We start from the raw sequence: 22542 nt of genomic DNA on the forward strand, positions 1-22542 counted from the left end.
GCGTCAGTCGGTCGACGACTGCTGCAACACCATCGGCGTGGCGGACTCATCGTCTCCCGCCATCAGCCCACCCAGATCGAGTGCGCTCACCAGAACTCCAACACAAAAGACAACAATAACCAGAGTGACAATATCAGCTTTCATTATTCGAATAACCTTCGGGTGATTCAGTCAGGAAACAGAAACTCCCTGTGGTACTGCTTGATATCTGTGGTTGTTCGCCCGCCATGACTGCAATTCAGCGTGGTAAACCGACAACCGGGGAACTCTTCCAGAGTCACAGCCTTCAAGGGTAGAGGAAAATTACGACAGATCAAGGGAGATTGTCGGGAAATTAGACAGAATTGGGCAGGGATGTGATAAAAATCACGTTTTGGTGGAGCAAAACGGTGGGCGGAGCCCACCCTACGGGATAGAACGGCCGGAATTCACCCCACGTAGGGTGGGCTCCGCCCACCGCAGGTTTCATTCCAGCTCCGTAGGGTGGGCTCCGCCCACCACCGATCCGCTAGCCGAGAAAGAACTGATAGGCCTCATTCTCGGTTTCATCCCAATAGGGATAATTGATCTCGTCCAGGAATTTACGCACCTGCGCCCGCTCTTTTTTCGGCACCTGCATACCCACCAGGACCCGACCGTAAGCGGCACCATGGTTGCGGTAGTGGAACATGGAGATATTCCAGCGGCCGGCCACCCGAGACAGAAAGGTGTAAAGCGCCCCCGGACGCTCGGGGAACTGAAAGCGGAACACCATTTCTTCGCCCACATTGGGCGCATGCCCGCCCACCATATGGCGGATGTGCATTTTGGCCACTTCGTTCTCGGTCATATCCACGACCGCATAACCCTTGTCCTGCAGCTTAGTAACCAGCTCGGTCCGATCCTTGCCGCCGGTACCGACCTGGATGCCGACAAAAATCTGCGCCTGGGCGCTGTCGGAATAGCGGTAATTGAACTCGGTGATATTGCGCTTGCCCAGCGCCTTGCAGAAATCCTTGTAGGCGCCGGGACGCTCGGGAATGGTGACCGCCAGGATCGCCTCGCGCTGCTCACCGATTTCCGTGCGCTCGGAAATATAGCGCAAGCGGTCGAAATTGATATTGGCCCCACAGTCGATGGCCACCAGCGTCTGACCACTGATGCCCTGCTCGGCCACGTACTTCTTCATGCCCGCGACACTCAGGGCGCCGGCCGGCTCGGCGATGGAGCGGGTGTCTTCAAAGATGTCCTTGATGCCCGCGCAGATCTCATCGGTATTGACGGTAATCACCCCGTCGATGGTCTGGCGGATCACCCGGAAGGTCTCCTTGCCCACCTGGGCCACGGCCACACCGTCGGCAAAAATGCCCACATGCGGCAGTGTCACCCGACGCTTTTTCTCCATGGCCGCCTTCAGGCTGGCGGAATCTTCCGACTCCACGGCAAAGACTTTCACGTCCGGGCGGACATATTTCACATAGGCCGCCACGCCGGCGCAGAGGCCGCCGCCGCCCACCGCCACGAAAATCGCGTCGATGTGGCCCGGATGCTGGCGCAGGATTTCCATGGCCACCGTCCCCTGGCCGGCGATCACGTCCGGGTCGTCGAAGGGGTGAATGTAAGTCAGGCCCTTCTCTTCAATCAGCTTTTTGGCGTGCGCCGAGGCCTCATCGTAATTATCACCGTGCAGCACCACCTTGGCACCGCGTGCGCGCACCGCATCCACCTTGATCGCGGGGGTGGTGCGCGGCATGACAATAATCGCCTTGATCCCCAGGTGGTGGGCACCCATGGCCAGCCCTTGGGCGTGGTTCCCCGCCGAGGCGGCAATCACCCCTTTTTTGCGCTGCTCATCGCTCAACTGCAGCAACTTGTTGTAAGCGCCGCGAATTTTGAACGAAAAGACCGGTTGCAGATCTTCGCGCTTGAGTAATACGTTGTTGTTGGTGCGCCGGGACAAGAGGGGCGCGCGCTCGAGCGGGGTTTCCACAGCGAGATCGTAGATGCGGGCGTTGAGAATGCGTTTGATATAGGAGTCGGGCATAAGGGCGTTCTTCAGGGTCGATGAAAAAACAGGGTTCCATGGTATAGGAAGCCAGAAGCAATTCCCAGACAGCGGACGCGCCGACCGATACCGAAAAGCCCCTCGCCCAGACACTCTTGGCGCAAGCGGGTACTGAGCGCGTATAATCAGAGCCTATCGGACAACCCTTATAAGCGAGAACACCATGACCCAAGACGAACTGAAGCAGGCCGTGGCTCTGGCCGCCATCGACTACATCACCCCCAAACTGACACGGGACAGTGTCATCGGCGTGGGCACCGGCTCGACGGCGAAATACTTCATTGACGGCCTGGCCAACCTCAAAGGCGAATTTGCCGGCGCCGTGGCCAGCTCGGAGGCCTCCGCCCAACAGCTGGAAAAGCTCGGTATCGAAGTCTATGAGCTCAATCAGGTGAGCGAGTTGTTGGTCTATGTGGATGGCGCCGATGAAAGCAACGACCAGCTGGAACTGATCAAGGGCGGCGGCGCGGCTCTGACCCGGGAGAAAATCGTGACCGCGGTTTCCCGGGAGTTTGTCTGTATTGCCGATGAGAGCAAATGGGTCAAAGTCCTGGGCGACTTTCCCCTCCCGGTGGAAGTCATTCCCATGGCCCGCTCCTATGTGGCCCGGGAACTGGTGAAGATGGGCGGCAACCCGGTGTACCGGGAGGGCGTAGTCACGGACAACGACTGCGTGATCCTGGACGTGCACGGCCTGAAGATGGTGGATCCGCGAAAGTGGGAGTCGGACATCAACCAGATCGCCGGGGTGGTGACCAATGGCCTGTTTGCCCGACGCGGTGCGGATGTGTTGTTGCTGGGCACCGCTGATGGCGTAAAGACCATCAAGCCCAAGTACTGACCTCTGTTGCACTTAGGCTTGACGTCCTCCGGCCGATAGCAGCGGGCATTCACTCAACGCACTTCGATCAGGCGGTTCAACCGCTCCAGGTCGTTGACCACCCGCCAGCTGCCGCCGCCCTGCTCGACCCGCGCCTGCCAGTTGTCCAGACGCTCGGCGTACTCGCGCGGGTCGATATTGTCACCCCGCAGCTTGGTGACATTGATGGCCACGACATTGACCCCGTTCATCTCGATGGGGAAGTCGCGAATATGCCCGGCCTGCAGATCTTCCTCCAGATCGGAAAACACGAACAGGTAGCGCTGCCCGGCGCCGGTTTCGGTCAGGTAGTCGTGCGCCTGGATCACGCCCCCGGTGATATCGGTGTGGGCGCTGCCGCGCTTGATATTGCCGATGGCCTCATCCACGGTCTGCTTGAACGCACGCTTCTGACTGTTGGCGGTGCTGGGCCGGTCATCGAAGGTGACCTTGGCGATCAGATTTTTCTCGGTGAAGCTGCCGCTGTCGATGCGCGCCACGGCGATGGAGTCGCCGCTCTGTAGCGCGCCCAGTAAATAGGCAATGATCGACTGTGCCTTTTCCAGCTCCTCGGTGTAAGTGCCCGAGGTGTCCAGCAGCAGATAGACCGCCCGGTTGTCCGGTCGGCCCGCGTCACTGCAGGCCACCAGAAGACCGACCGACAGCAGCAAGACCGTCAGAGCTTTCACGCGCAGTCGGGACAGAAAGCGTTTCATGATTTCACCTCCGCGCTTTTACCCACGAGCTCGTCATCGTCCCAGGGAACCGACTCCGCCTCGGGCTTTTCAGGTTTGGACTTGCCGCTGTGGTTGCGTACCAGTTGCTCGATTCCGAGCGGCACCACAATCAGCATGTCGTAGAAGTGCACCAGCATCTTGCTCAGATGATTGGCAAAGCCGCCGACCATCCGCACCACCAATCGCAGCGCGCGCAGCAGGCCCAGCGTTATCAGGCCCAGGACGGTGCGCAGCGAATGAATGAACGACTCCAGCGGAATCGCCACAAACGCCAGGGCAAAGGGCAGAATGAAGCCCAGCATCATCTGACCGATGGAGGGAATCCAGCGGAACTGGGCTTCCACCACGGCGGTGCCCGCCAGGGTCTGATTGAGCGCTTCGCGATCGAGCGCCAGCAGGTCGCGCATATAGGCCAGAGAGGCTTCGATGCTGGCCAATAAGGTCAGAATGGTCAGGCTGGCGATCATCATCCGCCGGCGCATCCTGTCGTCCATGCGGCCGATCATGGGGAAGAGGTGCGTAATACGCAGTGATTCGAGCAGGAACACCCCCATGGCCACTTCCACCAGAATGATCACCAGCGCGGCGATATCCGAGGTGCGCATGGAACCGATATAACTGGTGCCGCCCACCATTTCCGACATGGGCATGGCAATCAGATGAAAGTTGATCAGTCCGCCCAGCAGCGCCACAAACAAGACCAGCCCGGCGATCAGAAACTGCGTCAACGACGAGGCGGTCAGCGAGTTCAGGGCCTGCTCTTCACCGGCACGGATGCTGGCGTACTCCTGCATCTGTTTGTCGATCGTCTGGCTGCGCTCTTCGAGCCCATCAATGGTCTGTTTCACTTTGCCCATGTTCTGGTCGAGCGCGCGCCACTGGGGCTGCATCCCCGCCAGCACACGATGCCGGTCGCGGCTGCTTTTCTGGTACAGCTTGACCGTCTCGCGGTGCGCGTCTTCAATCACCTCGCGGATATTGTCCAGCACCTTGTGCACCGCCGGATCGCTGCTGCCGGGCAGCGCGGAGACCGTCTCCACCACCTCCGACCAGGCGGGCGGCAGCGGCGGCGTGTCACTGGCCTCTTGGTAATCCTCCTCGATTTTCTCAATCGCGTCGGCAATGCGTCGATGCAGTTTCGGGTAGCGACTAAGATCCCGCTCCATGATGTCGTACACGCGATTGAAGTCGCGCTCGATGGCTTCTTCCACCTCGCGCCGGCCCATGGCGAGCAGCACATCGCGATTGCGCGCGCTCAGCCGCTGTTCGAGCTGACTGATACTGCGCGACGCGAGCCGCATGCTGCCGTGAATCGCCCGGCCGGTGGCGCGGAACAGTTGGTGCGCATGGCTGCGTCCCAGATAGAGTACGATCACCAGTATGGCCAGCCAGATCGCCAACGAGAGCGCGGGCGAGTCCGACCAGATGGTCAGTAGTTGTGTCATCATGAGGTTGTCCTCCGGTTGAATGAGATAACCAGTGCTGGTATCGCACTGGATTACCGGAGAGTGTGGCGAACGCCGGTGAAAAATCTGTGAGTTGGCAAACAGTGACCCGGATCACGTTGTGAATGGCAGCGAATGCTACACTGATCCAAGCCCGAAAAATGGTGGGCGGAGCCCACCCTACGAGAACCCTATGGCCGACATTCTATGGGTAGAGGACCAATCGCACTGGATTGAAAAATTCGAGCCGGTGCTCGCGGAAGCCGACTTTGACGGTCGGCCCACGCGCGTGCAGGTGTTCCGTTTTGCCGAGGCCGCCTGCCAGCACATCAAACAGAGCCCCGACGACAAGGCGCCCGACATCGCCCTGCTCGACGCCCACATGAACGGGCGCGACGGCGCCGGCTTTTCCGTCTCCCGCGCCCTGCAGCGCAAATGGCCCGAGGTGCCCATCGTCTACCTGTCCGAATACAGCGGCACCGACATTGAACAGACCGCCTTTGAACAGGGCGGGCTGCGCGACTTTATCGCCAAGCATCAGCGCAACGTGGAAGAGGTGCTCTGCTGGCGCATCAAAGCCGCGCTGCGCCAACAGCAGGTCAAGGGCAAGGCCGAAGACAAGCTCACCAGCGGTCCGCTGACCATCGACACCCTCACCTGGGAGGTGTACTGGCGCGGGCAACGACTGATGAACCCCACCAACGCCAAGCGGCCGCTGGCGCCCACACCGCGCAAGATCCTGCGTTTTCTGGTGGAAGCCTCGCCCCGGCCCCTGTCCACCCTGCAGATTGCCGATTATCTGGAGGCCGACCCGGAGCGCTTTTCCTACGCCAACTACCGCCAGCACATCCGGACCCTGCGCGCGGCTTTCGAGCAGGCCGAGGGTGGCCAGGGGCATTTCATGGCGCTGTGCCAGGAGGGCCAGGGCATTGTGACCTTTGGCGAACAGGGCGCCTACTGCTGGAAACCGGTCAGCGACCGCTGATCGACATAAGAAGAAGGAGTGAGCGTGAACCGCGAACCGAAAATCATCCGCCCCCGACGCGTCAGCTTCCCCTGGTTCAGCGCCCTGGCCGCCCTGCTGCTGGCCATCGGTTTTCTGCTGGCGAGCCACCCGGAGCTGCTCACCCCCTATGGACTGAACCTGGAGGCCAGCGCCTTCTATCCGCTGATGCAGCAACTCGAGGTAAAAGTGGGGGCACTGATCGGCTTCTGCCTGTTACTGCTGCTGGACATCTACCGGCACGATCGCGCCCGGCACGCCTTCGACCGGGACATCAAGCGCATGAGCGCCGAGATCACCCAGCTGTGGCAGAGCAAAAAACAGCTGCAACTCAAGGCCCACACCTATGCCGGCCACGCCGACAAACTCAAACTGTTCATCAGCGAGAAGCTGCTCGAGTACATCGAGTACGACGAGAAGTTTTTGCACTTCAAAAGCATTGCCGCCGAAGTGCGCCACAACGGCGTGATCTGTTTTGACAAGGTGCAGACCGCGCTGCAGGGCGCTCTGGCCGACCCCGAGTCGTTGAACTACGCTACCCGCGCCCAATACCGGGACGCCCAGACCGCCATGCGCTATCTGTGGGATCTGCTCGATCTGTCCACTACCGACAACATCGCGCTGCACATCGGCAACCAGCTGTGCGAGTGCGAAGAGCACTACTACCAGCTGCTGCTCAACGACAGCGAGTCCGAGGCCCTGCCCCACCGGCCGGATTACTCGCCGCGCCGCGCGGCCCTGCGAGCGCTGGCCCCGCTGCTGCAGAACTCCCCCTCCGAGCTGGAGGAGCTGGACACCACCCAACCCGAGCGTATCGCCCTGGAGGACGACGCCCAGTTCCGCGCCTATCTGGACCCCACCGATACCCTGCTGGGCAACGAAAACCACTTTGTGCTGCTGCTGGAAAATCTGCTCAAGAACGCCCAGTTCTTCACCCGCAAGAAGCCCAAGCAGAAGCACCACCGGGTGGCGCTCACTCTGAGCCAGCAGCAGGGCTATATCCATCTGGCCGTGTACAACCGGGGTCCGCGCATCGAACCGGCGAAGATGGACCAGATCTTTCAGCTCGGATATTCCACCCGCCGAGCGCGCGAGCACCACGGCAAGGGGCTGGGCCTGTTCTTCGTGCAGGAGATCGTCAAGGGCTATGAGGGGCAGATCAGCGTACAGAATGTGGAGAATGAGCCCGCCTTTTACTCGCTGCGCACCGCACTGGCCAATGGCGAGGTCGTCACCCAGGTGGTCCGGGTCACCCTGGGCCCGGAGGGCGAGCCGCGATGCGAGCGCGCCGAACCGGCCAGCGCCGATGACAACACCCGAACCGACGACTCCGGCACCGAGGCCCAGCTTGAATGGGACTTTGACAGCCCGATCACCCGGGTGGAGATCACCCCCGCCCACAGTCAGGTCACTCAGGGGCTCGATTGCGACCCCAAAGGCCCCCGGGAGACCGTGCTGGACCCGGACAACCCGGCCACCCCCCGCTGGGCCCTGGAAATCCAGCCCCGGCGCAAGGGCGGTAAACTGACCTTCATTCCGCTGGATGTGGGCGGGGTCTGTTTCGATGTCACCCTGCCCACCGCCGATGCCCGCCTGGACAGCGACGAGCAGGACCTGGACGCGCTGGCGCCCCGGGTGGAGGACCTCAACCGGCCCTTTGAGGGGCTGGAAGAGTACCGCAACGGTTGAAAAACCGCCCCACCACCCCCACATGAGTGATTAATGGCGGCTACCAGCGTCCAGAGCGGTATTGTCCCGCTTTATGGGCGCCATTGGTTTTTGCCCCTTGCCTGCCAGCACTGCAATCCTTATTATGCTGGCAGTCAATCTTGGCGATCCCGGCCCGGCCATTGCCAGAGAGCCTCGGGCCCCGCTTAACCCACATATCCAGGTTTGGAGAAACAGAACTATGAGTAGCGATGCAATTGTGCACGTCACCGACGACAACTTTGAAGCCGAAGTACTGAAAGCCGACAAGCCGGTACTGGTCGACTTCTGGGCAGCCTGGTGCGGCCCCTGCAAAATGATCGCTCCCATCCTGGACGAGCTGGCCGGCACCTACGGTGACAAGATCAAGATCGCCAAGGTCGATGTCGACGCCAACAAGGAAATCCCCGGCAAGTTCAACATCCGTGGTATCCCGACCCTGATCATTTTCAAGAACGGCGAGCCCGACTCCACCAAAGTGGGCGCCCTGTCCAAGGCCCAGCTGGTCGAGTTCATCGACGCGGCGGTATAACCGACGCACCCGCCAGATGCCGCCCCCAGGGCGGCGTCTGGGCATTCCCGGCGGATTTTCCGCGGTGACTTTGCACAAGCCGACTTTTACCGCTATACTCCGCTAATCCAATGTTTGCCCTACCCTGATTCAGCTCCTGAATACCATCCAGTCACCAGGATCGATGGGCCAGCCAGATCGAAGGGCGAGCAAAGGGAAGTCAACTGAAACACCTGATGATTTCCGCTAAATTCCCGCTTGTATTTCCTGCTCCGGCTTCGCAAGGCCCCAATCAGTTTGGCCTTGACGCGCTGTAAATGGAACTAAAAGCGATCTGCGGTACCGAACCCCGAGCGCGCACAACAGTCACAAATTCGCGCCGGCAGTAGATGACGAGCCGTAGTATTACGGTATGACCGAGGCAATCCCGAAGCGCCCATGCGCACGGACTGACCAGCGCCACCCGGCCGTCACTCAATGAATCTGTTTAGCCATTCATTAACACCAGTCAAACAAACCATTCACAACCAACCAATCACAAAAGTCACACTGTATGAACTTAACCGATCTGAAAACCAAACCCATTGAAGAACTGATCAGCATCGCGCGCGAAATGGGGCTCGACAGCATGGCCCGCTCGCGCAAGCAGGACATCATCTTCAACATCCTGAAACGCCACGCCAAGAGCGGCGAAGATATCTACGGCGACGGGGTCCTGGAAATCCTTCAAGACGGCTTTGGCTTTTTGCGCTCGGCCGACAGTTCATACCTGGCGGGGCCAGACGACATCTACGTCTCCCCCAGCCAGATCCGGCGCTTCAACCTGCGCACCGGTGACACCATTGCGGGCAAGATCCGACCCCCGAAGGAAGGCGAACGCTACTTCGCCCTGCTCAAGGTCAACGAGATCAACTTCGACAAACCCGAAAGCTCCCGCCACAAAATTCTGTTTGAAAACCTCACGCCCCTGTTCCCCGACGAGCGCCTGCGCCTGGAAGCCGGTAACGGTGCGACCGAGGATCTGACCCCGCGTATCATCGACCTGGTCTCTCCCATTGGTAAGGGCCAGCGCGGTCTGATTGTGGCACCGCCCAAGGCCGGTAAAACACTGATGATGCAGGGCATTGCCCAGGCCATCACCCGCAACAATCCCGAATGCCACATGATCGTGCTGCTGATCGATGAGCGCCCGGAAGAAGTGACCGAAATGCAGCGCTCCGTGCGCGGCGAAGTGGTTGCTTCCACCTTTGATGAGCCGCCCGCACGTCACGTACAGGTCGCCGACATGGTGATCGAACGGGCCAAGCGTCTGGTAGAGCACAAGAAGGATGTGATCATCCTGCTCGACTCCATTACCCGACTGGCACGCGCTTACAACACCGTCATCCCCTCCTCCGGCAAGGTACTGACCGGTGGTGTGGACGCCCACGCCCTGGAGCGCCCCAAGCGTTTCTTCGGCGCGGCGCGCAACATTGAAGAAGGCGGCAGCCTGACCATTGTCGCCACGGCGCTGGTGGATACCGGCTCCAAGATGGACGAAGTCATCTACGAAGAATTCAAGGGCACCGGTAACCTGGAACTGCACCTTGATCGCAAAATCGCCGAGAAGCGTATTTACCCGGCCATCAACGTGCGTCGCTCCGGCACCCGTCGCGAAGACCTGCTGATGACCGAGGACGAAATGCAGCGCTCCTGGATTCTGCGTCGTCTGTTGAACGATATGGAAGATGTTTCCGCCACCGAATTCCTGGTGGACAAGTTGAAGGATTTCAAAACCAACGACGAGTTCTTTTTGTCGATGAAGCGCAAGTAAAATTGCACGTTGGGTTATGGCGGATGCGCTTACAGCTTATCCGCCCTACGAATAGCACGGAGTTTACGTAGGGCGGATAAGCGTCAAGCGCATCCGCCGCAAATGCGCTCATCGTAACGACCGTCAACAAACAATGCCCCCATATGAAATACCGCGATCTACGTGATTTTATCGACCTGCTGGAACAACGCGGTGAGCTCAAACGCATCACCGCCGAGGTCGATCCCTATCTGGAAATCACCGAAATCTGCGATCGCACCCTGCGCGCCGGTGGCCCGGCTCTGCTGTTTGAAAATCCCAAAGGTTACGACATTCCCCTGCTGGGCAATCTGTTCGGTACGCCCGAACGGGTGGCGCTGGGCATGGGCGAGGAATCGGTCGAAGCGCTGGGGGAAGTGGGCAAACTGCTCGCCTTTCTGAAAGAGCCCGAACCGCCCAAGGGTTTCAAAGACGCCTGGGACAAGCTGCCGATTTTCAAACAGGTCCTGAACATGGGGCCCAAGGTGGTGCGCAAGGCGCCCTGCCAGAACACCGTGCTCGAAGGCGAGGCGGTGGATCTCGACAGACTGCCCATTCAGACCTGCTGGCCCGGCGATGCCGGCCCTCTGGTGACCTGGCCGCTGGTGGTCACACGCGGACCGGAAAAAGAACGGCAGAACCTGGGCATCTACCGGATGCAGAAAATCGGCAAGAACCGGCTGATCATGCGCTGGCTGGCCCACCGGGGCGGCGCCCTGGATTTTCGCGACTGGCAGAAGCGTCACCCGGGCGAGCCCTTTCCGGTGGCCATTGCCCTGGGGGCCGATCCGGCGACCATCCTGGGCGCGGTCACGCCGGTGCCCGACACCCTGTCCGAATACGGCTTTGCCGGGCTGCTGCGCGGCAGCAAGACCGAAGTGGTCAACTGCCTTGGCAGTGACCTGCAGGTGCCCGCCTCCGCCGAGTTCATTCTCGAGGGACACATTGCGCCGGATGACATGGCAGACGAAGGTCCCTTTGGCGATCACACCGGCTACTACAACGAGGTGGATCAGTTCCCGGTATTCACCGTCGAGCGCATCACCCACCGCAAAGACCCGATTTACCACAGCACCTACACCGGCCGTCCGCCGGATGAACCCGCCATTCTCGGCGTAGCCCTGAACCAGGTGTTTGTGCCCATTCTGCGCAAACAATTTCCGGAAATTGTCGACTTCTATCTGCCGCCCGAAGGCTGCTCCTACCGCATGGCCGTGGTCACCATGAACAAACAGTACCCCGGCCACGCCAAGCGGGTGATGATGGGCGTCTGGTCGTTTCTGCGCCAGTTCATGTACACCAAATTTGTGATCGTCACCGACGCCGATGTGAATGCCCGGGACTGGAACGATGTGATCTGGGCCATGACCACCCGCATGGACCCGAGCCGGGATACCATCCTGGTGGACAACACCCCCATCGATTACCTGGATTTCGCCTCGCCGGTCTCCGGGCTGGGTTCCAAAATGGGAATGGACGCCACCAACAAGTGGCCCGGTGAAACCAACCGCGAGTGGGGCAGTCCCATTACCCAGGACCCGGCGGTCAAACAACGCATTGATGACCTCTGGGATGAATTGAACATCCCGTAGGGTGGGCTCCGCCCACCATTTGGATTGGGGGACTATTTTGATTTTGAGACATGCTTTGGCCTTCCTGGCGCTACTCGCCCTTCCATCACTTGCCGACGACAAACCCGTCTACCGCCTCGATTACCACGTAACCCTGAACCCGGACGAAGACCGTGCCGAGGTGGTAATTGAAAGCGAAAACAATGGGATGCTGAAACGGCTGAATTTCGATATCGGCTCCGGGCGCTACTCCAATATCGAAGCCAACGGCGAGCTGGAGGTCAAAGACGACCGGGCGATCTGGCACCCGCCGGAAAAAGACGCCCGCCTCACCCTGCACGCCAAAATCACCCATCAGCGCCGCTCGGACGGGTATGACGCCCGCATGACCGGGGACTGGGCCATTTTTCGCGGGGATGATGTGGTGCCCGCGGCAAGGGTCCGCACCCGTCCCGGGGCCAGGGCCGAAGCCTATCTCACCTTTACCCTGCCCGAGCACTGGAGCAGCGTCAGCACCGGCTGGAAAAAGCTCAAGGACCGGCACTTTCGCATCGACAATCCCGAGCGCCGGTTCGATCGCCCCACCGGCTGGATGATCGCGGGCAAGCTGGGCACCCGCCGGGAAAAACTCGGCGACACAAGACTGGCCGTGAGCGCCCCGCGCGGCAGCGACCTGCGGCGCATGGACATCGTCACCCTGGCGACCATCGTCTGGCCGGAAATGGAAAAAGCCTTTGGCGCGACTCCGCCCAAGATTGCCATCATCGGCCACGGCGACCCCATGTGGCGCGGCGGCCTCTCGGGGCCCAACGCCATGTACCTGCACGCCGACCGGCCCATGGTGAGCGAGAACGGCACCAGCACCCTGATACACGAACTGGTGCATGTGGTGACCCGGATCAGCGGCAAAGGCAATCACGACTGGATCGACGAAGGTCTGGCCGAATTCTATGCGGTCGAGCTGATGTTCCGCGCCGGCGCGATGACCGAGTCGCGGCGCGAGCGAGTGATGGAAGGGCTGGCCGACTGGGGCGATGAGGTCGACACCCTGATCAAACGCCGCTCGAATGGTGCCACCACCGCCCGTGCCGTGGTGTTGTTTGACCAATTGGATCGGGAGATTCGGGAGGCAACCAAAGGCGAGTGCAGCCTGGATGATCTGACCCGCGAGCTGATCGAGCGGCGGGATGTGGATCTTGAGGATCTGCGGGAGGTGGCGGAGTCCATCCTCGGGCGGCCGGCGAAGGCGCTTGAGAGTGAGTTGTTGCGGGAGGGTTGAGCCGCGTTTGTGGTGGGCGGAGCCCACCCTACGTGGGTTTCGGCGGATGCGCTTGACGCTCCGATGCGTCGGACCGATCCGCCCTACGGATGGCGCCGTGGGTTGTGGCGGATGCGCTTGACGCTTATCCGCCCTACGGGCGACCTTGGCACGGAGCAATTGTAGGGCGGATAAGCTGTAAGCGCATCCGCCTAAAGCAGATTCGACGCTTCCCTTTGGGACATGACTCAAGGCACAATAGTCGACCTAACTATAAACCAAAACCCAACACCCGGAGATTCGGCAATGCTCAAAAAGTACCTGATTACCGCCGCCTGCCTGCTCGGCTTCCTGTTCGCTCACACCAGCCTTCAAGCTCAATCCACACCGCAATTCAAGGTTCTGCTCTTCACCAAAATGGACGGCTTTCATCACAAGTCCGTGAATGAAGGGGTGGCCGCCATGCGCACGATGGCGGAAAAACACGAATTTGCCATCGACTGGCACGAGGATTCGAGCCTGATCAATGACGATAACCTCGAGCAGTACGATGTGATCGTCTTTCTGTTGACCACCGGCGACATTCTGACCGACGAGCAGCAGGGCGCGATGGAGCGTTTCGTCCAGTCCGGCAAGGGTTTTGTGGGCATTCACAGCGCCGCGGACACCGAGTACGACTGGGACTGGTACACCCAGATGGTGGGGCGCACCTTCCACATCCACCCGCGCAACCAGACCGCTGAGATCGAAGTGCTCGATCGCAAGTTTCCCGGCCTGGAGCGTATGCCCGACAACTTCTGGTGGACCGATGAGTTCTACGAGTTCGGTACCGAGCGCATCGACAGCCTGAACTACATCCTCTCGGTGGACGGCGACACCTTTGACACCTACGCCAAATGGGGTGACAAAGAGAGCCAGGACATGGACTTCCGGCCGATCGCCTGGTACCACGAATACGATGGCGGCCGCGCCTTTTACACCGCGCTGGGCCACATTCCGGCCACCTATGAAGACCGGCTGTTCCTGGAGCACATCTACGGGGGCCTGATGTGGGCTGCCACGGGCAAGGGCCTGAAACAGTAAGCACCTCCCCACCGGTGACCGGAGCCCCTGAGCGGCTCCGGCATCGGCCCTCAACGCCCGCCCGGTTTCCGGGCAACCTCCCGGCGCTTCCGTTCGTATACTATCCTCACAAGGCACAATCGCACACAAGCGGTGTCTTAGTGTGCTGTAACACACTACTCGCACCAGCTGACGATAAAATGAGGATCCAATGCTGACACCCCTCGCCACCCACACAGTCAGAGCCCTGTCCAGGCCCGCAAAACTGGTAGTAAGCGCTTGCTTACTGCTGGTCATCAGCGCCTGCGACAGCGGGGGCGACAACCGGCGGACGGTAGAGGCCGAGGCGGGCGAAGGCGGCCAGCTGTCTCCCTCAACCCAGCGGGTGGAGCGCGACACCGAGGCGCAATTGCGCCTCAGCATCGAGCCCGGCTATGAGCTGGCCGGCCTCAGCGGCTGCGGCGGCACACTCAACAACCGCACCTACACCACCGAGCCGGTCACCGAGGACTGCACGGTGACCGCCCGCTTCGAGCTGGAAGAATACCGGGTGCGCACCCGCACCGACGGCGACGGCACCATCACCCCCAGCTTCGAAACCCTCACCATCGAGGACACGGCCAGCTTTACCCTGGCGCCGGACGAAGACTTTCGTCTGGCCTCGGTCAGCGGTTGTGGCGGCACCCTGGAGGGCAACACCTACACCCTGGAGAACGTCCAGTCGGACTGCACCATCCAGGTGGACTTCGAGCCGGATGTCTATCGGGTCAGCGGCGAAATCAGCGCCGCCGCCCTGACCAGCTTCGACCACACCCTGAACGACTCGACCCTGAGCGACGTGTTCGGCGCTCCGGAACCCGAGCCCAACGGTGACTTCCAGACCGGCCAGCCGATCAACAACCGGACCACCCTGAGCGGCTTCGCCTCGGCCGTGCCCACCGGTGACTATTGCGTCACGCAATTGTTCGAGCGCTTTCGGGAGTCCCCCAACCCCGACGACTTCTACCGGGTCAATCTGCAGGCCGGGCAGCTGATTCAGCTGCAGGTGGTCAACCACGACGGCCACAACGGCCTGTGTGCCTCCACCGATCAGCCCCGGCCCGCCGGCGACCTGGACCTGTATCTGTTCGCCTTTGACGGTGCCAGTGAGCTGGACAGCGCCATCGGAACCGGCGAGTTCGAAGAGATCATCGTCCCCGAAACCGGAGACTACATTCTCAACGTGCGCGCCGAAGCCGGCATCTCCAAATACGTCCTGCGCCTGCTGCCCGAGGGGACTCCGCCCTTGACCAACGTGGCGCAGAACATTACCGGCGACTTTGTGCCCGGCGAGATGCTGGTGAAAAACCGCTCGGCGTCTTCCCGTAACCCCTCTCAAAACACCACTCAAACCACAGGCCGTGATGACCACCGGATTCACCGGGAAACCCTCGCCCCACTGCAGGGCCAGGCCCGCCGGGGCCCACCCGCTCGCGCCCTGGAAGTGCTGCGCCAGCGCAACCCCGCCGCCTTTGAAAAACTGCAGACCATTCACGCCATCAAGGCCCGGCGCCAGGATCCGTCGGTCGAGTACGCCGAGCCCAACTACCGGCGCTACGTTCAGCGCGAGCCCAACGACCCGCGCTTTTTCCGCCAGTGGCACTACGGCCAGATCAATCTGCCGCGCGCCTGGGATCTCAGCGTGGGCAACACGCCCAATGAGAGTGACACGCCCATTGTGGCGGTCCTCGACACCGGCGTGGTGCTGGAACACCCCGATCTGCAGAACCAGCTCATTCCGGGCTCGGGCTATGACTTCATCGATAATGATAGCGACCCGAGCGACCCCGGCGACAGCGATGGCATCAACCCCGACAGCTGGCACGGCACTCATGTGGCGGGCACCATTGCCGCCGACAGTGACAACGGCATTGGCGGCGCCGGCGTGTCCTGGGGCGCGCGTCTGATGCCGGTGCGGGTGCTGGGTGAGGGTGGCGGCACCAGCCTTGATGTGATCGAAGGTGTGCGCTACGCCGCCGGCCTATCGAACCGCAGCAACACCCAACCGCAGCGGCGGGCCGACATCATCAACATGAGTCTGGGGGGCACGGGCTTCTCCCGGTTCGAGGCCGACCTGTATGCCCGGGTGCGGGATGAGCAGGGCGTGATCCTCGTGGCCTCCTCCGGCAACGACAACAGCACCACTCCCCTCTACCCGGCCAGCTACCCCGGTGTTCTGTCGGTGGGCGCCACCAATGCCCGGGGCGAGCGCGCGCCCTACTCCAACTTCGGCGAGACCCTGGATCTGGTCGCGCCCGGCGGCTCATTGCGCGAGGACGCCAACGGCGACGGCGTGGCCGACGGCATCTTCAGCACCGTTGCCCAGCGCGACGGCGAGATCATTGAGCCCGGCTACAGCTTCGCCTACCAGGGCACTTCCATGGCGGCACCCCATGTCTCCGGGGTACTGGCATTGATGAAAGCCGTGCACCCCGCCCTCACCCCCGACCAGGTGGACATGATGCTGGCCGCCGGCGAACTGACCGGTACCAGTGAGCGGACCAGCGAGCTGGGACTGGGCCAGATTGATGCCGAGCTGTCGGTGGGCGCGGCCTACCGGTTGGCGAACGAAGACGAAGAAGTGATCTGGCCGCCGCGCGTCGTGGTCACCCCCTCCCGCCTGAACATGGGCAACACCGCGCAGGCCCTGATCGAGCTGACCAATGAGGGCGGCAGCGACCCGCAGAACATTACCTCCACTACCGATGCCGCCTGGCTCAGCCTGGAGCCGGTGACCGTCGACAGCAGCGGTATTGGGTCTTATCAAGTCAACATTGAGCGCGAGGGGCTGTCCGACGGCTTTTACCAGGGCGATGTCACCTTCCTGGTGGATGGCGAAACGTCCCTGACGCTCCGGGTCTATATGCAGGTGGGCGAGCTCTCCACCGAGGGCGAGCTGACAATACTGTATGTGCTGTTGATCGACCCCGATACCGATGAGGTGGTGGACCAGGCCCTGGCACTGCCCGATGAGGACGGGCGGACGGCGCAATATGTGTTCGATGCGGTCTACCCGGGTCAATACCTCCTGACCGCCGGCTCGGATGTCGACGCCGATGGCTTCATCTGTCAGTCCGGTGAACAATGTGGCTCCTACCCCAGCCAGGACCGCGACCAGCCCATTGAAGTGGGTGAGCGCGACCGGGACAACCTGGATTTTGTCGCCAGCATCATCGGCGGTTTTACCGAGAGCAATGCCCTGAAAGAGGATTCCACCCCAGACGAGTCCGCCCCCCAAGGCTACCCCATCCGGCCGCCCAAAGCGCCTGAAACCGATAATACACGACAAGTTCCTCAAGACCTGCCCTGAACGGCCGCTACCCCAGACAGGGACCCGAAAACCCGCGTTTGGGTGCCCGACTTTCAGCCGAAGGTCGGGCGCTATATCCCAAACAGGGCAACTTTCTGATTTTTATGGCATTTTTATCTAGTATTTCCCGTGTTCGGGCAGAGCGCTTGTGGCAGAATGAAGATAAATCCGCCACGACACTCTGAACGGACCCAGGGCATTCGTCGGCTGATACCTATAAACGAGGGGCATCGTGAACAATCTATCTCTGAAATGGAAAATCCTGCTGAGCGTCACGCTCACCTGCATCCTGGCCGTCGTCGTCACGACGTTCGTCACCGTCCGCTCGGGCATCGCGACGACCGAGGAGACCATTCTCGAGGATACCCGCACTCTGGCGCAGGTACTCGGCGCCTCCAACATCGGAGCCATCAGCTTTGATGACACCGGCACCGTCACCGCCTCGCTGGAAGCACTGAAGGCGAGCGAGCGGGTGACCAATGCGGTGATCTACAGCGGCGGCGAACCCTTTGCCTGGTTCGTACGCGGCTCCAATAGCGATGCCTTTCCCAGTGGCATTCCCCGTCAGGCGCGCAGCCCCGGCATGGTGGAGCTGGACGGCGATGTGGTGATGACCGCCGACATTGAAGATGACGGCAACCGCATCGGCGCCATTTCCATGCGCGTCAACCTCTCGGAGCTGGATGAAATTGTGGCCACAGCGGTCAGAGACGCGGTGATCCTGGTGATCATCATCAGCCTGGTGGCCGCCTCCGTCGCCTACCTGGTCCAGGGCAGCATCGTGAAGCCGGTCAACCGGGTGGTCCGCGCCCTGCGCGATATCTCCGAGGGCGAGGGCGACCTGACCCGCCGCCTGCCGGTCGAGGGCAGCGACGAGATTGCCGAGCTGTCGACCTGTTTCAACACCTTCATCGAGCGGCTGCACAGCATCATCTCCAGCGTCGCCGACACCTCGCAGGAGGTGAGCGAGAACGCGCACATGGTCTCCCAGCTGTCCAACGAGAACGAGAACGCCATTCGCAACCAGCAGGCAGAAATCGAACAGGTGGTGGTCGCGGTCAAGCAGATGGCCAACGTCGTACAGGATGTGACCGAGAGCGTCAGCGAAACCGCCGAGAAATCCTCCCAGGCCGACGAAGCGGCGGCCAACGGCAAGGAGGTGGTGAACGCGACCACCCGCCAGATTGAAAACCTGGCCGCCGAAATCCGGCGCGCCTCCGAGGTCATCGCCCGTCTGAACAAAGAGACCGACAGCATCGGCTCGGTCCTGGATGTGATCCGCGGGGTGGCCGAACAGACCAACCTGCTGGCCCTCAACGCCGCCATCGAGGCGGCCCGTGCCGGCGAGCAGGGTCGCGGCTTTGCCGTGGTGGCCGACGAGGTGCGTACCCTCGCCTCGCGCACCCAGAGCTCCACCACGGAAATTCAGGAAATGATCGAACGCCTACAGGTGGGCGCAAAAGAGGCCGTCAACATGATGGCCGAGGGCACCACCCAGGCCGAGGCTTCGGTCGTGAAAGCCGGTGAGGCCACCAACTCACTGGAGGACATCACCGGTCTGGTGAGCGTCATTCGCGATCGCACCAATCAGGTGGCAGTGGCCTCCGAAGAGCAGAGCAGCGCGACCAAGCAGATCGAAGGCAACATCGACAGCATCTCCCAGGTGGCCATCAGCACCGCCGAGAGCTCCAGTCGCATCAATTCCAACACCAGCAGTCTGGCGGAACAGGCGGAGAAACTCACCAGCCTGGTGGGCCGCTTCAAGCTATAACCCAAGAACGAGAGAACATGGCTTATGAAAAAAACACTACACCTTTTCAGCATCTGCTTCCTTCTGGGCGGCGCGCCGCTCGCGCTGGCCTGTGACGAGCCGGGCGAAAAGCCGGCTATTCCGGATCCGAACACGGCCGAAACCGCGCAAATGGTAAAAGCCAACAATGAAGTGAAGGCCTATGTGAAAGCCATGGAAGAGTACCTGGGCTGTGCCCGGATGAGTGGCGGCGAGAAGCGGCGCTCGATATCCGAGCTGGAGGAGTTTGCCGATTCGTTCAACCAGGCCATCCGCACCTTCAAGTCCAGAAACAGCTAAGACCTACCCGAGTCCCCTCGCCCCATCAAAAAACCCCGGGCCAGCAGACGCTGACCCGGGGTTTTTTTAATGGTGTTTGTGGTGAAAACAGATTACATCAGACGGTCACTGTAGTCGGAGACCGGCTTCTTGGGGGGGGTGCTGTTCAGCGCCGATGGAATCTCGTCGATGTGGCCACCCCGGGCCAGAAAGGCGTCAATCTGCCGGGACAGCTCATCCCGCAGCCGCTGACGGGCGGCCACACTGAAGTCCTCGAGCCGGTCTTTTTTGTGGTTGTAGGCCGCAAGATCGGAATCCGCTTCATCCGATTCCTCCTCGACCGCCACTTCCTCATCATCGAGAACATCATCCACTTCATCGTCAGTGATGGGATATTGACTGGCCATAGTGACACCTCTCATACCAAAACCGTTGTTCAGGCTCGGGCGACGAGAGCCAAACCCGTGACTCCGGAATCCCCCGCTTTCACGACAGTTATAGCGCAAGGACATCACAACGTCATGACATTTTTGGGCGATTTTTAGGCTGTTTTTACCTTAGCAGCCCAAGCGGGTAAAATTTTGGTTATTAGCCTCTGGCGCTCTCAGATCGTTTGGAGATCCAGAGGGCTGTTACACTCGTAAGTCTCACAGAATTGCCACACCTACCGCCAACCGGGTCATCACTATGAATACCGCTTTACTGCTTCGCCACTTCCCCGAGCTCAAGGAGCTGCCCGCCGAGCGCCAGGAGGCCATCCTGCTGGAGGCACACGATCGCGCCTACAACAGCGAGCGCAAGCTCGAGCATTGGAAGCGCAATGTCATCAGCCTGATCTGGGTGACGGCGGTGTCCCTGTTCATAGCGCTGGTGGCGGGGCCGGCGCTGTCGCTGCCGCGGGTGGCAACGGGCGCTATCATCGCGCTGGTGGTGCTACCGGCGTTCATGTACGCACGCCACCGGCAGTACCTCGGGCTGATCCGCCCGGAGGTGGAGGAATTGCTAAAAAAAACCGGCGCTCGATGAGCGCCGGTTTTTCGCAGTGCTGAGCGACCGGTAAACCGGCCGAAACAGCGGGCCTAGATGGCGTCGGGGCCAGTCTCGCCGGTACGGATACGGATGATCTCCTCCAGCGGAGTGATGAAGATCTTACCGTCGCCGATCTTACCGGTCTGAGCCGCCTTGGTGATCGCCTCAACCGCCTGTTCTACCAGGGAGTCATCCACGGCCAGCTCGACTTTCACCTTGGGCAGGAAGTCCACCACATACTCGGCACCGCGATACAGCTCGGTATGGCCTTTCTGCCGGCCAAAACCCTTGACCTCGGTGACGGTCATGCCCTGAACCCCAACTTCGGACAGTGCGGTACGCACGTCGTCCAACTTGAATGGTTTTACTACAGCAGTAATCAGTTTCATTGTGCGTTCCTTTTAAAACAACTTATCGGTTGACGATTGACCCGGTGCGTTTGGCGGGCGATGCGGCATACCCCATAAGATACACGTTACCGCCGCTAACTTCACCTCCTGCCCGGACCCGCCACCGACAAGTGAGTGGCTTGAACATCCGGGGGCGACGCCCCCGGCCGGGAAACTACTTATTGTGAGCTGACGAATTCCGGGTAAGCTTCCATACCACATTCGGACAGGTCAACACCCTCGTACTCTTCCTCTTCGGTCACGCGGATGCCGATGACCGCCTTGAGGATACCCCAGACAATCAGACTGGCCACGAATACCCAGACGAAGATGGTCAACGCGCCGATGATCTGGCCCACAAAGGTGACACCGTCGTTGGTGAAAGGTACGGCCAACAGGCCCCACAGACCGACCACACCGTGCACCGAGATGGCACCGACCGGATCGTCGAGCTTGAGCTTGTCCAGACCCACAATGGAGAAGACCACAATGATGCCACCGATCGCACCGATGATGCTGGCGCCCAGCGCGCTGGGAGTCGAAGGTTCAGCGGTGATCGCCACCAGACCGGCCAGTGCACCGTTAAGCGCCATGGTCAGGTCGGCCTTGCCGAACAGGATGCGGCCCACAATCAGCGCGGCAACCAGGCCGGCCGCAGCGGCGGCGTTGGTGTTCAGGAACACCATGGCAACCGAGTTGGCATTGGCAATGTCACCCAGCTTCAGAACCGAACCGCCGTTGAAACCGAACCAGCCCATCCACAGGATGAACATGCCCAGAGTCGCCAGGGGCAGGTTGGCACCCGGAATCGCGCGCACTTCACCGTTCGGGCCATATTTGCCTTTACGGGCACCCAGCAGGAGCACACCGGCCAGAGCCGCCGCAGCACCCGCCATGTGGACGATGCCGGAGCCAGCGAAGTCAGAGAAGCCCAGCTCGCCCAGGTTGTACAGGCCAAACACGTCGGCACCGTTCCAGGTCCAGGCACCTTCCATCGGATAGATGAAGCCGGTCATAACCACTGTGAAGGCAAGAAATGCCCACAGCTTCATGCGTTCGGCCACCGCACCGGAGATGATGGACATGGCGGTCGCCACGAAGACCACCTGGAAGAAGAAGTCAGACGCGCCGGAGTAGATCGAGCCGCCTTCAAAGCCGCCCTCACGCTCCGAGAAGTCGCTCAGAGTCGACGCGACATCCACGTTCTGGATCCCGGACAGGAAGATCCCGCCGTCGTACATGATCGCATAACCACACACCAGGTACATGATGCAGGATATGGCAAAGAGTGAGACGTTCTTGGTCAAAATCTCAGTCGTGTTTTTGGCGCGGACCAGACCCGCTTCCAGCATCGAGAAGCCCGCGGCCATCCACATGACCAGCGCCCCGCACACTAGAAAGTAAAACGTGTCGATCGCATACTGCAAATGAAAAATATTTTCTTCCATTGCATTTTTCCCCGTCTTTATGGTTTGTGAATAAAAAGCAGATAAATTTGCCGGCCTGACCCTGGACAGTGCATAGAGCAGGCCAACAACATAAAAACCATTTATTTCAACAAGTTACAAAAGATATTCGACGGAGAGCCTTGCTCATTTGGACGACTTGGCACTATTGTGGTGCATGCACCTCGCCGGTGCGCACCAAAATTGCACCCTACTGGTGCTGTCGCCCCTTTC

General features: G+C 60.7%; 19 protein-coding genes. 12 read left to right on the plus strand and 7 right to left on the minus strand.

What is annotated here, in order from left to right:
- Window positions 1–3: 3 nt before the first annotated feature.
- Window positions 4–144, minus strand: a complete 141-nt coding sequence (locus AAE484_RS02125) for a hypothetical protein (RefSeq protein ID WP_341936679.1) — start codon at window positions 142–144, stop codon at window positions 4–6.
- Window positions 145–508: 364 nt separating this feature from the next.
- Entirely contained in the window at window positions 509–2023 is a 1515-nt protein-coding gene (gene ilvA / locus AAE484_RS02130; protein WP_341936680.1) for a threonine ammonia-lyase, biosynthetic, read from the minus strand.
- Window positions 2024–2207: 184 nt separating this feature from the next.
- Here ilvA and rpiA point away from each other — a divergent pair, with 184 nt between their 5' ends.
- The gene (rpiA, locus tag AAE484_RS02135) at window positions 2208–2885 is read left to right on the plus strand and encodes a ribose-5-phosphate isomerase RpiA (protein ID WP_341936681.1); all 678 of its coding nucleotides are present in this window, start codon (window positions 2208–2210) and stop codon (window positions 2883–2885) included.
- 53 nt (window positions 2886–2938) lie between these two features.
- Here the strand turns inward: rpiA and AAE484_RS02140 are convergent, their stop codons facing one another.
- Window positions 2939–3619 (minus strand): vWA domain-containing protein, encoded by a 681-nt coding sequence (locus AAE484_RS02140; protein WP_341936682.1) that lies wholly within the window; start codon window positions 3617–3619, stop codon window positions 2939–2941.
- Window positions 3616–5088: a hypothetical protein gene (locus AAE484_RS02145; protein ID WP_341936683.1), complete on the minus strand. Its 1473-nt coding sequence runs from the start codon at window positions 5086–5088 to the stop codon at window positions 3616–3618. Before AAE484_RS02145 ends, AAE484_RS02140 begins: the two co-directional genes overlap by 4 nt.
- Before the next feature lie 190 nt (window positions 5089–5278).
- On the opposite strand from AAE484_RS02145, the gene AAE484_RS02150 reads away from it, so the two are divergent.
- The 10 genes from AAE484_RS02150 to AAE484_RS02195 all read left to right on the plus strand — a co-directional run bounded on the left by AAE484_RS02150 (window position 5279) and on the right by AAE484_RS02195 (window position 19466).
- Complete coding sequence (locus AAE484_RS02150) at window positions 5279–6070, plus strand: response regulator transcription factor (RefSeq protein ID WP_341936684.1); 792 nt, start codon at window positions 5279–5281, stop codon at window positions 6068–6070.
- 24 nt (window positions 6071–6094) lie between these two features.
- Entirely contained in the window at window positions 6095–7777 is a 1683-nt protein-coding gene (locus AAE484_RS02155; protein ID WP_341936685.1) for a sensor histidine kinase, read from the plus strand.
- Window positions 7778–7997: 220 nt separating this feature from the next.
- Window positions 7998–8327, plus strand: coding sequence for a thioredoxin TrxA (trxA, locus tag AAE484_RS02160; protein ID WP_341936686.1), 330 nt, complete (start codon window positions 7998–8000; stop codon window positions 8325–8327).
- 532 nt (window positions 8328–8859) lie between these two features.
- Window positions 8860–10119, plus strand: a complete 1260-nt coding sequence (gene rho / locus AAE484_RS02165) for a transcription termination factor Rho (protein ID WP_341936687.1) — start codon at window positions 8860–8862, stop codon at window positions 10117–10119.
- A gap of 143 nt (window positions 10120–10262) precedes the next feature.
- On the plus strand, window positions 10263–11729 hold the full coding sequence (ubiD, locus tag AAE484_RS02170) for a 4-hydroxy-3-polyprenylbenzoate decarboxylase (RefSeq protein ID WP_341936688.1): 1467 nt from the start codon (window positions 10263–10265) through the stop codon (window positions 11727–11729).
- Window positions 11730–11772: 43 nt separating this feature from the next.
- Window positions 11773–12987 carry a hypothetical protein gene (locus tag AAE484_RS02175; RefSeq protein WP_341936689.1) on the plus strand — a complete coding sequence of 405 codons (1215 nt, stop codon included), beginning with the start codon at window positions 11773–11775 and terminating at the stop codon, window positions 12985–12987.
- A 285-nt stretch (window positions 12988–13272) separates the two neighbouring features.
- Window positions 13273–14049, plus strand: a complete 777-nt coding sequence (locus AAE484_RS02180) for a ThuA domain-containing protein (RefSeq protein ID WP_341936690.1) — start codon at window positions 13273–13275, stop codon at window positions 14047–14049.
- Window positions 14050–14239: 190 nt separating this feature from the next.
- Window positions 14240–17377 carry a S8 family peptidase gene (locus tag AAE484_RS02185; protein WP_341936691.1) on the plus strand — a complete coding sequence of 1046 codons (3138 nt, stop codon included), beginning with the start codon at window positions 14240–14242 and terminating at the stop codon, window positions 17375–17377.
- Between the two features lie 232 nt (window positions 17378–17609).
- Window positions 17610–19148 carry a methyl-accepting chemotaxis protein gene (locus AAE484_RS02190; protein ID WP_341936692.1) on the plus strand — a complete coding sequence of 513 codons (1539 nt, stop codon included), beginning with the start codon at window positions 17610–17612 and terminating at the stop codon, window positions 19146–19148.
- A 24-nt stretch (window positions 19149–19172) separates the two neighbouring features.
- On the plus strand, window positions 19173–19466 hold the full coding sequence (locus AAE484_RS02195; protein ID WP_341936693.1) for a hypothetical protein: 294 nt from the start codon (window positions 19173–19175) through the stop codon (window positions 19464–19466).
- Window positions 19467–19558: 92 nt separating this feature from the next.
- Here AAE484_RS02195 and AAE484_RS02200 read toward each other — a convergent pair whose 3' ends face one another.
- Complete coding sequence (locus tag AAE484_RS02200; protein ID WP_341936694.1) at window positions 19559–19852, minus strand: hypothetical protein; 294 nt, start codon at window positions 19850–19852, stop codon at window positions 19559–19561.
- A 280-nt stretch (window positions 19853–20132) separates the two neighbouring features.
- Here AAE484_RS02200 and AAE484_RS02205 point away from each other — a divergent pair, with 280 nt between their 5' ends.
- A complete protein-coding gene (locus AAE484_RS02205) occupies window positions 20133–20471 on the plus strand; it encodes a hypothetical protein (protein ID WP_341936695.1) in 339 nt (112 codons plus the stop codon).
- 53 nt (window positions 20472–20524) lie between these two features.
- On the opposite strand, the gene AAE484_RS02210 is transcribed toward AAE484_RS02205, so the two are convergent.
- Window positions 20525–20863 (minus strand): P-II family nitrogen regulator, encoded by a 339-nt coding sequence (locus tag AAE484_RS02210; RefSeq protein WP_024461944.1) that lies wholly within the window; start codon window positions 20861–20863, stop codon window positions 20525–20527.
- 179 nt (window positions 20864–21042) lie between these two features.
- On the minus strand, window positions 21043–22311 hold the full coding sequence (locus AAE484_RS02215) for an ammonium transporter (RefSeq protein ID WP_341936696.1): 1269 nt from the start codon (window positions 22309–22311) through the stop codon (window positions 21043–21045).
- Window positions 22312–22542: the final 231 nt, after the last annotated feature.

This window comes from Marinimicrobium sp. C2-29, from assembly GCF_038419845.1.
Lineage (GTDB): Bacteria > Pseudomonadota > Gammaproteobacteria > Pseudomonadales > Cellvibrionaceae > Marinimicrobium.

Bases quoted from the DNA above. Each gene is read 5' to 3' on its own strand.
- AAE484_RS02215 (WP_341936696.1), bottom strand. From the start codon at position 22,311: ATGGAAGAAAATATTTTTCATTTGCAGTATGCGATCGACACGTTTTAC.
- ubiD (WP_341936688.1), top strand. From the start codon at position 10,263: ATGAAATACCGCGATCTACGTGATTTTATCGACCTGCTGGAACAACGC.
- AAE484_RS02195 (WP_341936693.1), top strand. From the start codon at position 19,173: ATGAAAAAAACACTACACCTTTTCAGCATCTGCTTCCTTCTGGGCGGC.
- AAE484_RS02145 (WP_341936683.1), bottom strand. From the start codon at position 5,088: ATGATGACACAACTACTGACCATCTGGTCGGACTCGCCCGCGCTCTCG.
- AAE484_RS02185 (WP_341936691.1), top strand. From the start codon at position 14,240: ATGCTGACACCCCTCGCCACCCACACAGTCAGAGCCCTGTCCAGGCCC.
- rpiA (WP_341936681.1), top strand. From the start codon at position 2,208: ATGACCCAAGACGAACTGAAGCAGGCCGTGGCTCTGGCCGCCATCGAC.
- trxA (WP_341936686.1), top strand. From the start codon at position 7,998: ATGAGTAGCGATGCAATTGTGCACGTCACCGACGACAACTTTGAAGCC.
- rho (WP_341936687.1), top strand. From the start codon at position 8,860: ATGAACTTAACCGATCTGAAAACCAAACCCATTGAAGAACTGATCAGC.
- ilvA (WP_341936680.1), bottom strand. From the start codon at position 2,023: ATGCCCGACTCCTATATCAAACGCATTCTCAACGCCCGCATCTACGAT.
- AAE484_RS02150 (WP_341936684.1), top strand. From the start codon at position 5,279: ATGGCCGACATTCTATGGGTAGAGGACCAATCGCACTGGATTGAAAAA.
- AAE484_RS02180 (WP_341936690.1), top strand. From the start codon at position 13,273: ATGCTCAAAAAGTACCTGATTACCGCCGCCTGCCTGCTCGGCTTCCTG.
- AAE484_RS02200 (WP_341936694.1), bottom strand. From the start codon at position 19,852: ATGGCCAGTCAATATCCCATCACTGACGATGAAGTGGATGATGTTCTC.
- AAE484_RS02205 (WP_341936695.1), top strand. From the start codon at position 20,133: ATGAATACCGCTTTACTGCTTCGCCACTTCCCCGAGCTCAAGGAGCTG.
- AAE484_RS02140 (WP_341936682.1), bottom strand. From the start codon at position 3,619: ATGAAACGCTTTCTGTCCCGACTGCGCGTGAAAGCTCTGACGGTCTTG.
- AAE484_RS02125 (WP_341936679.1), bottom strand. From the start codon at position 144: ATGAAAGCTGATATTGTCACTCTGGTTATTGTTGTCTTTTGTGTTGGA.
- AAE484_RS02210 (WP_024461944.1), bottom strand. From the start codon at position 20,863: ATGAAACTGATTACTGCTGTAGTAAAACCATTCAAGTTGGACGACGTG.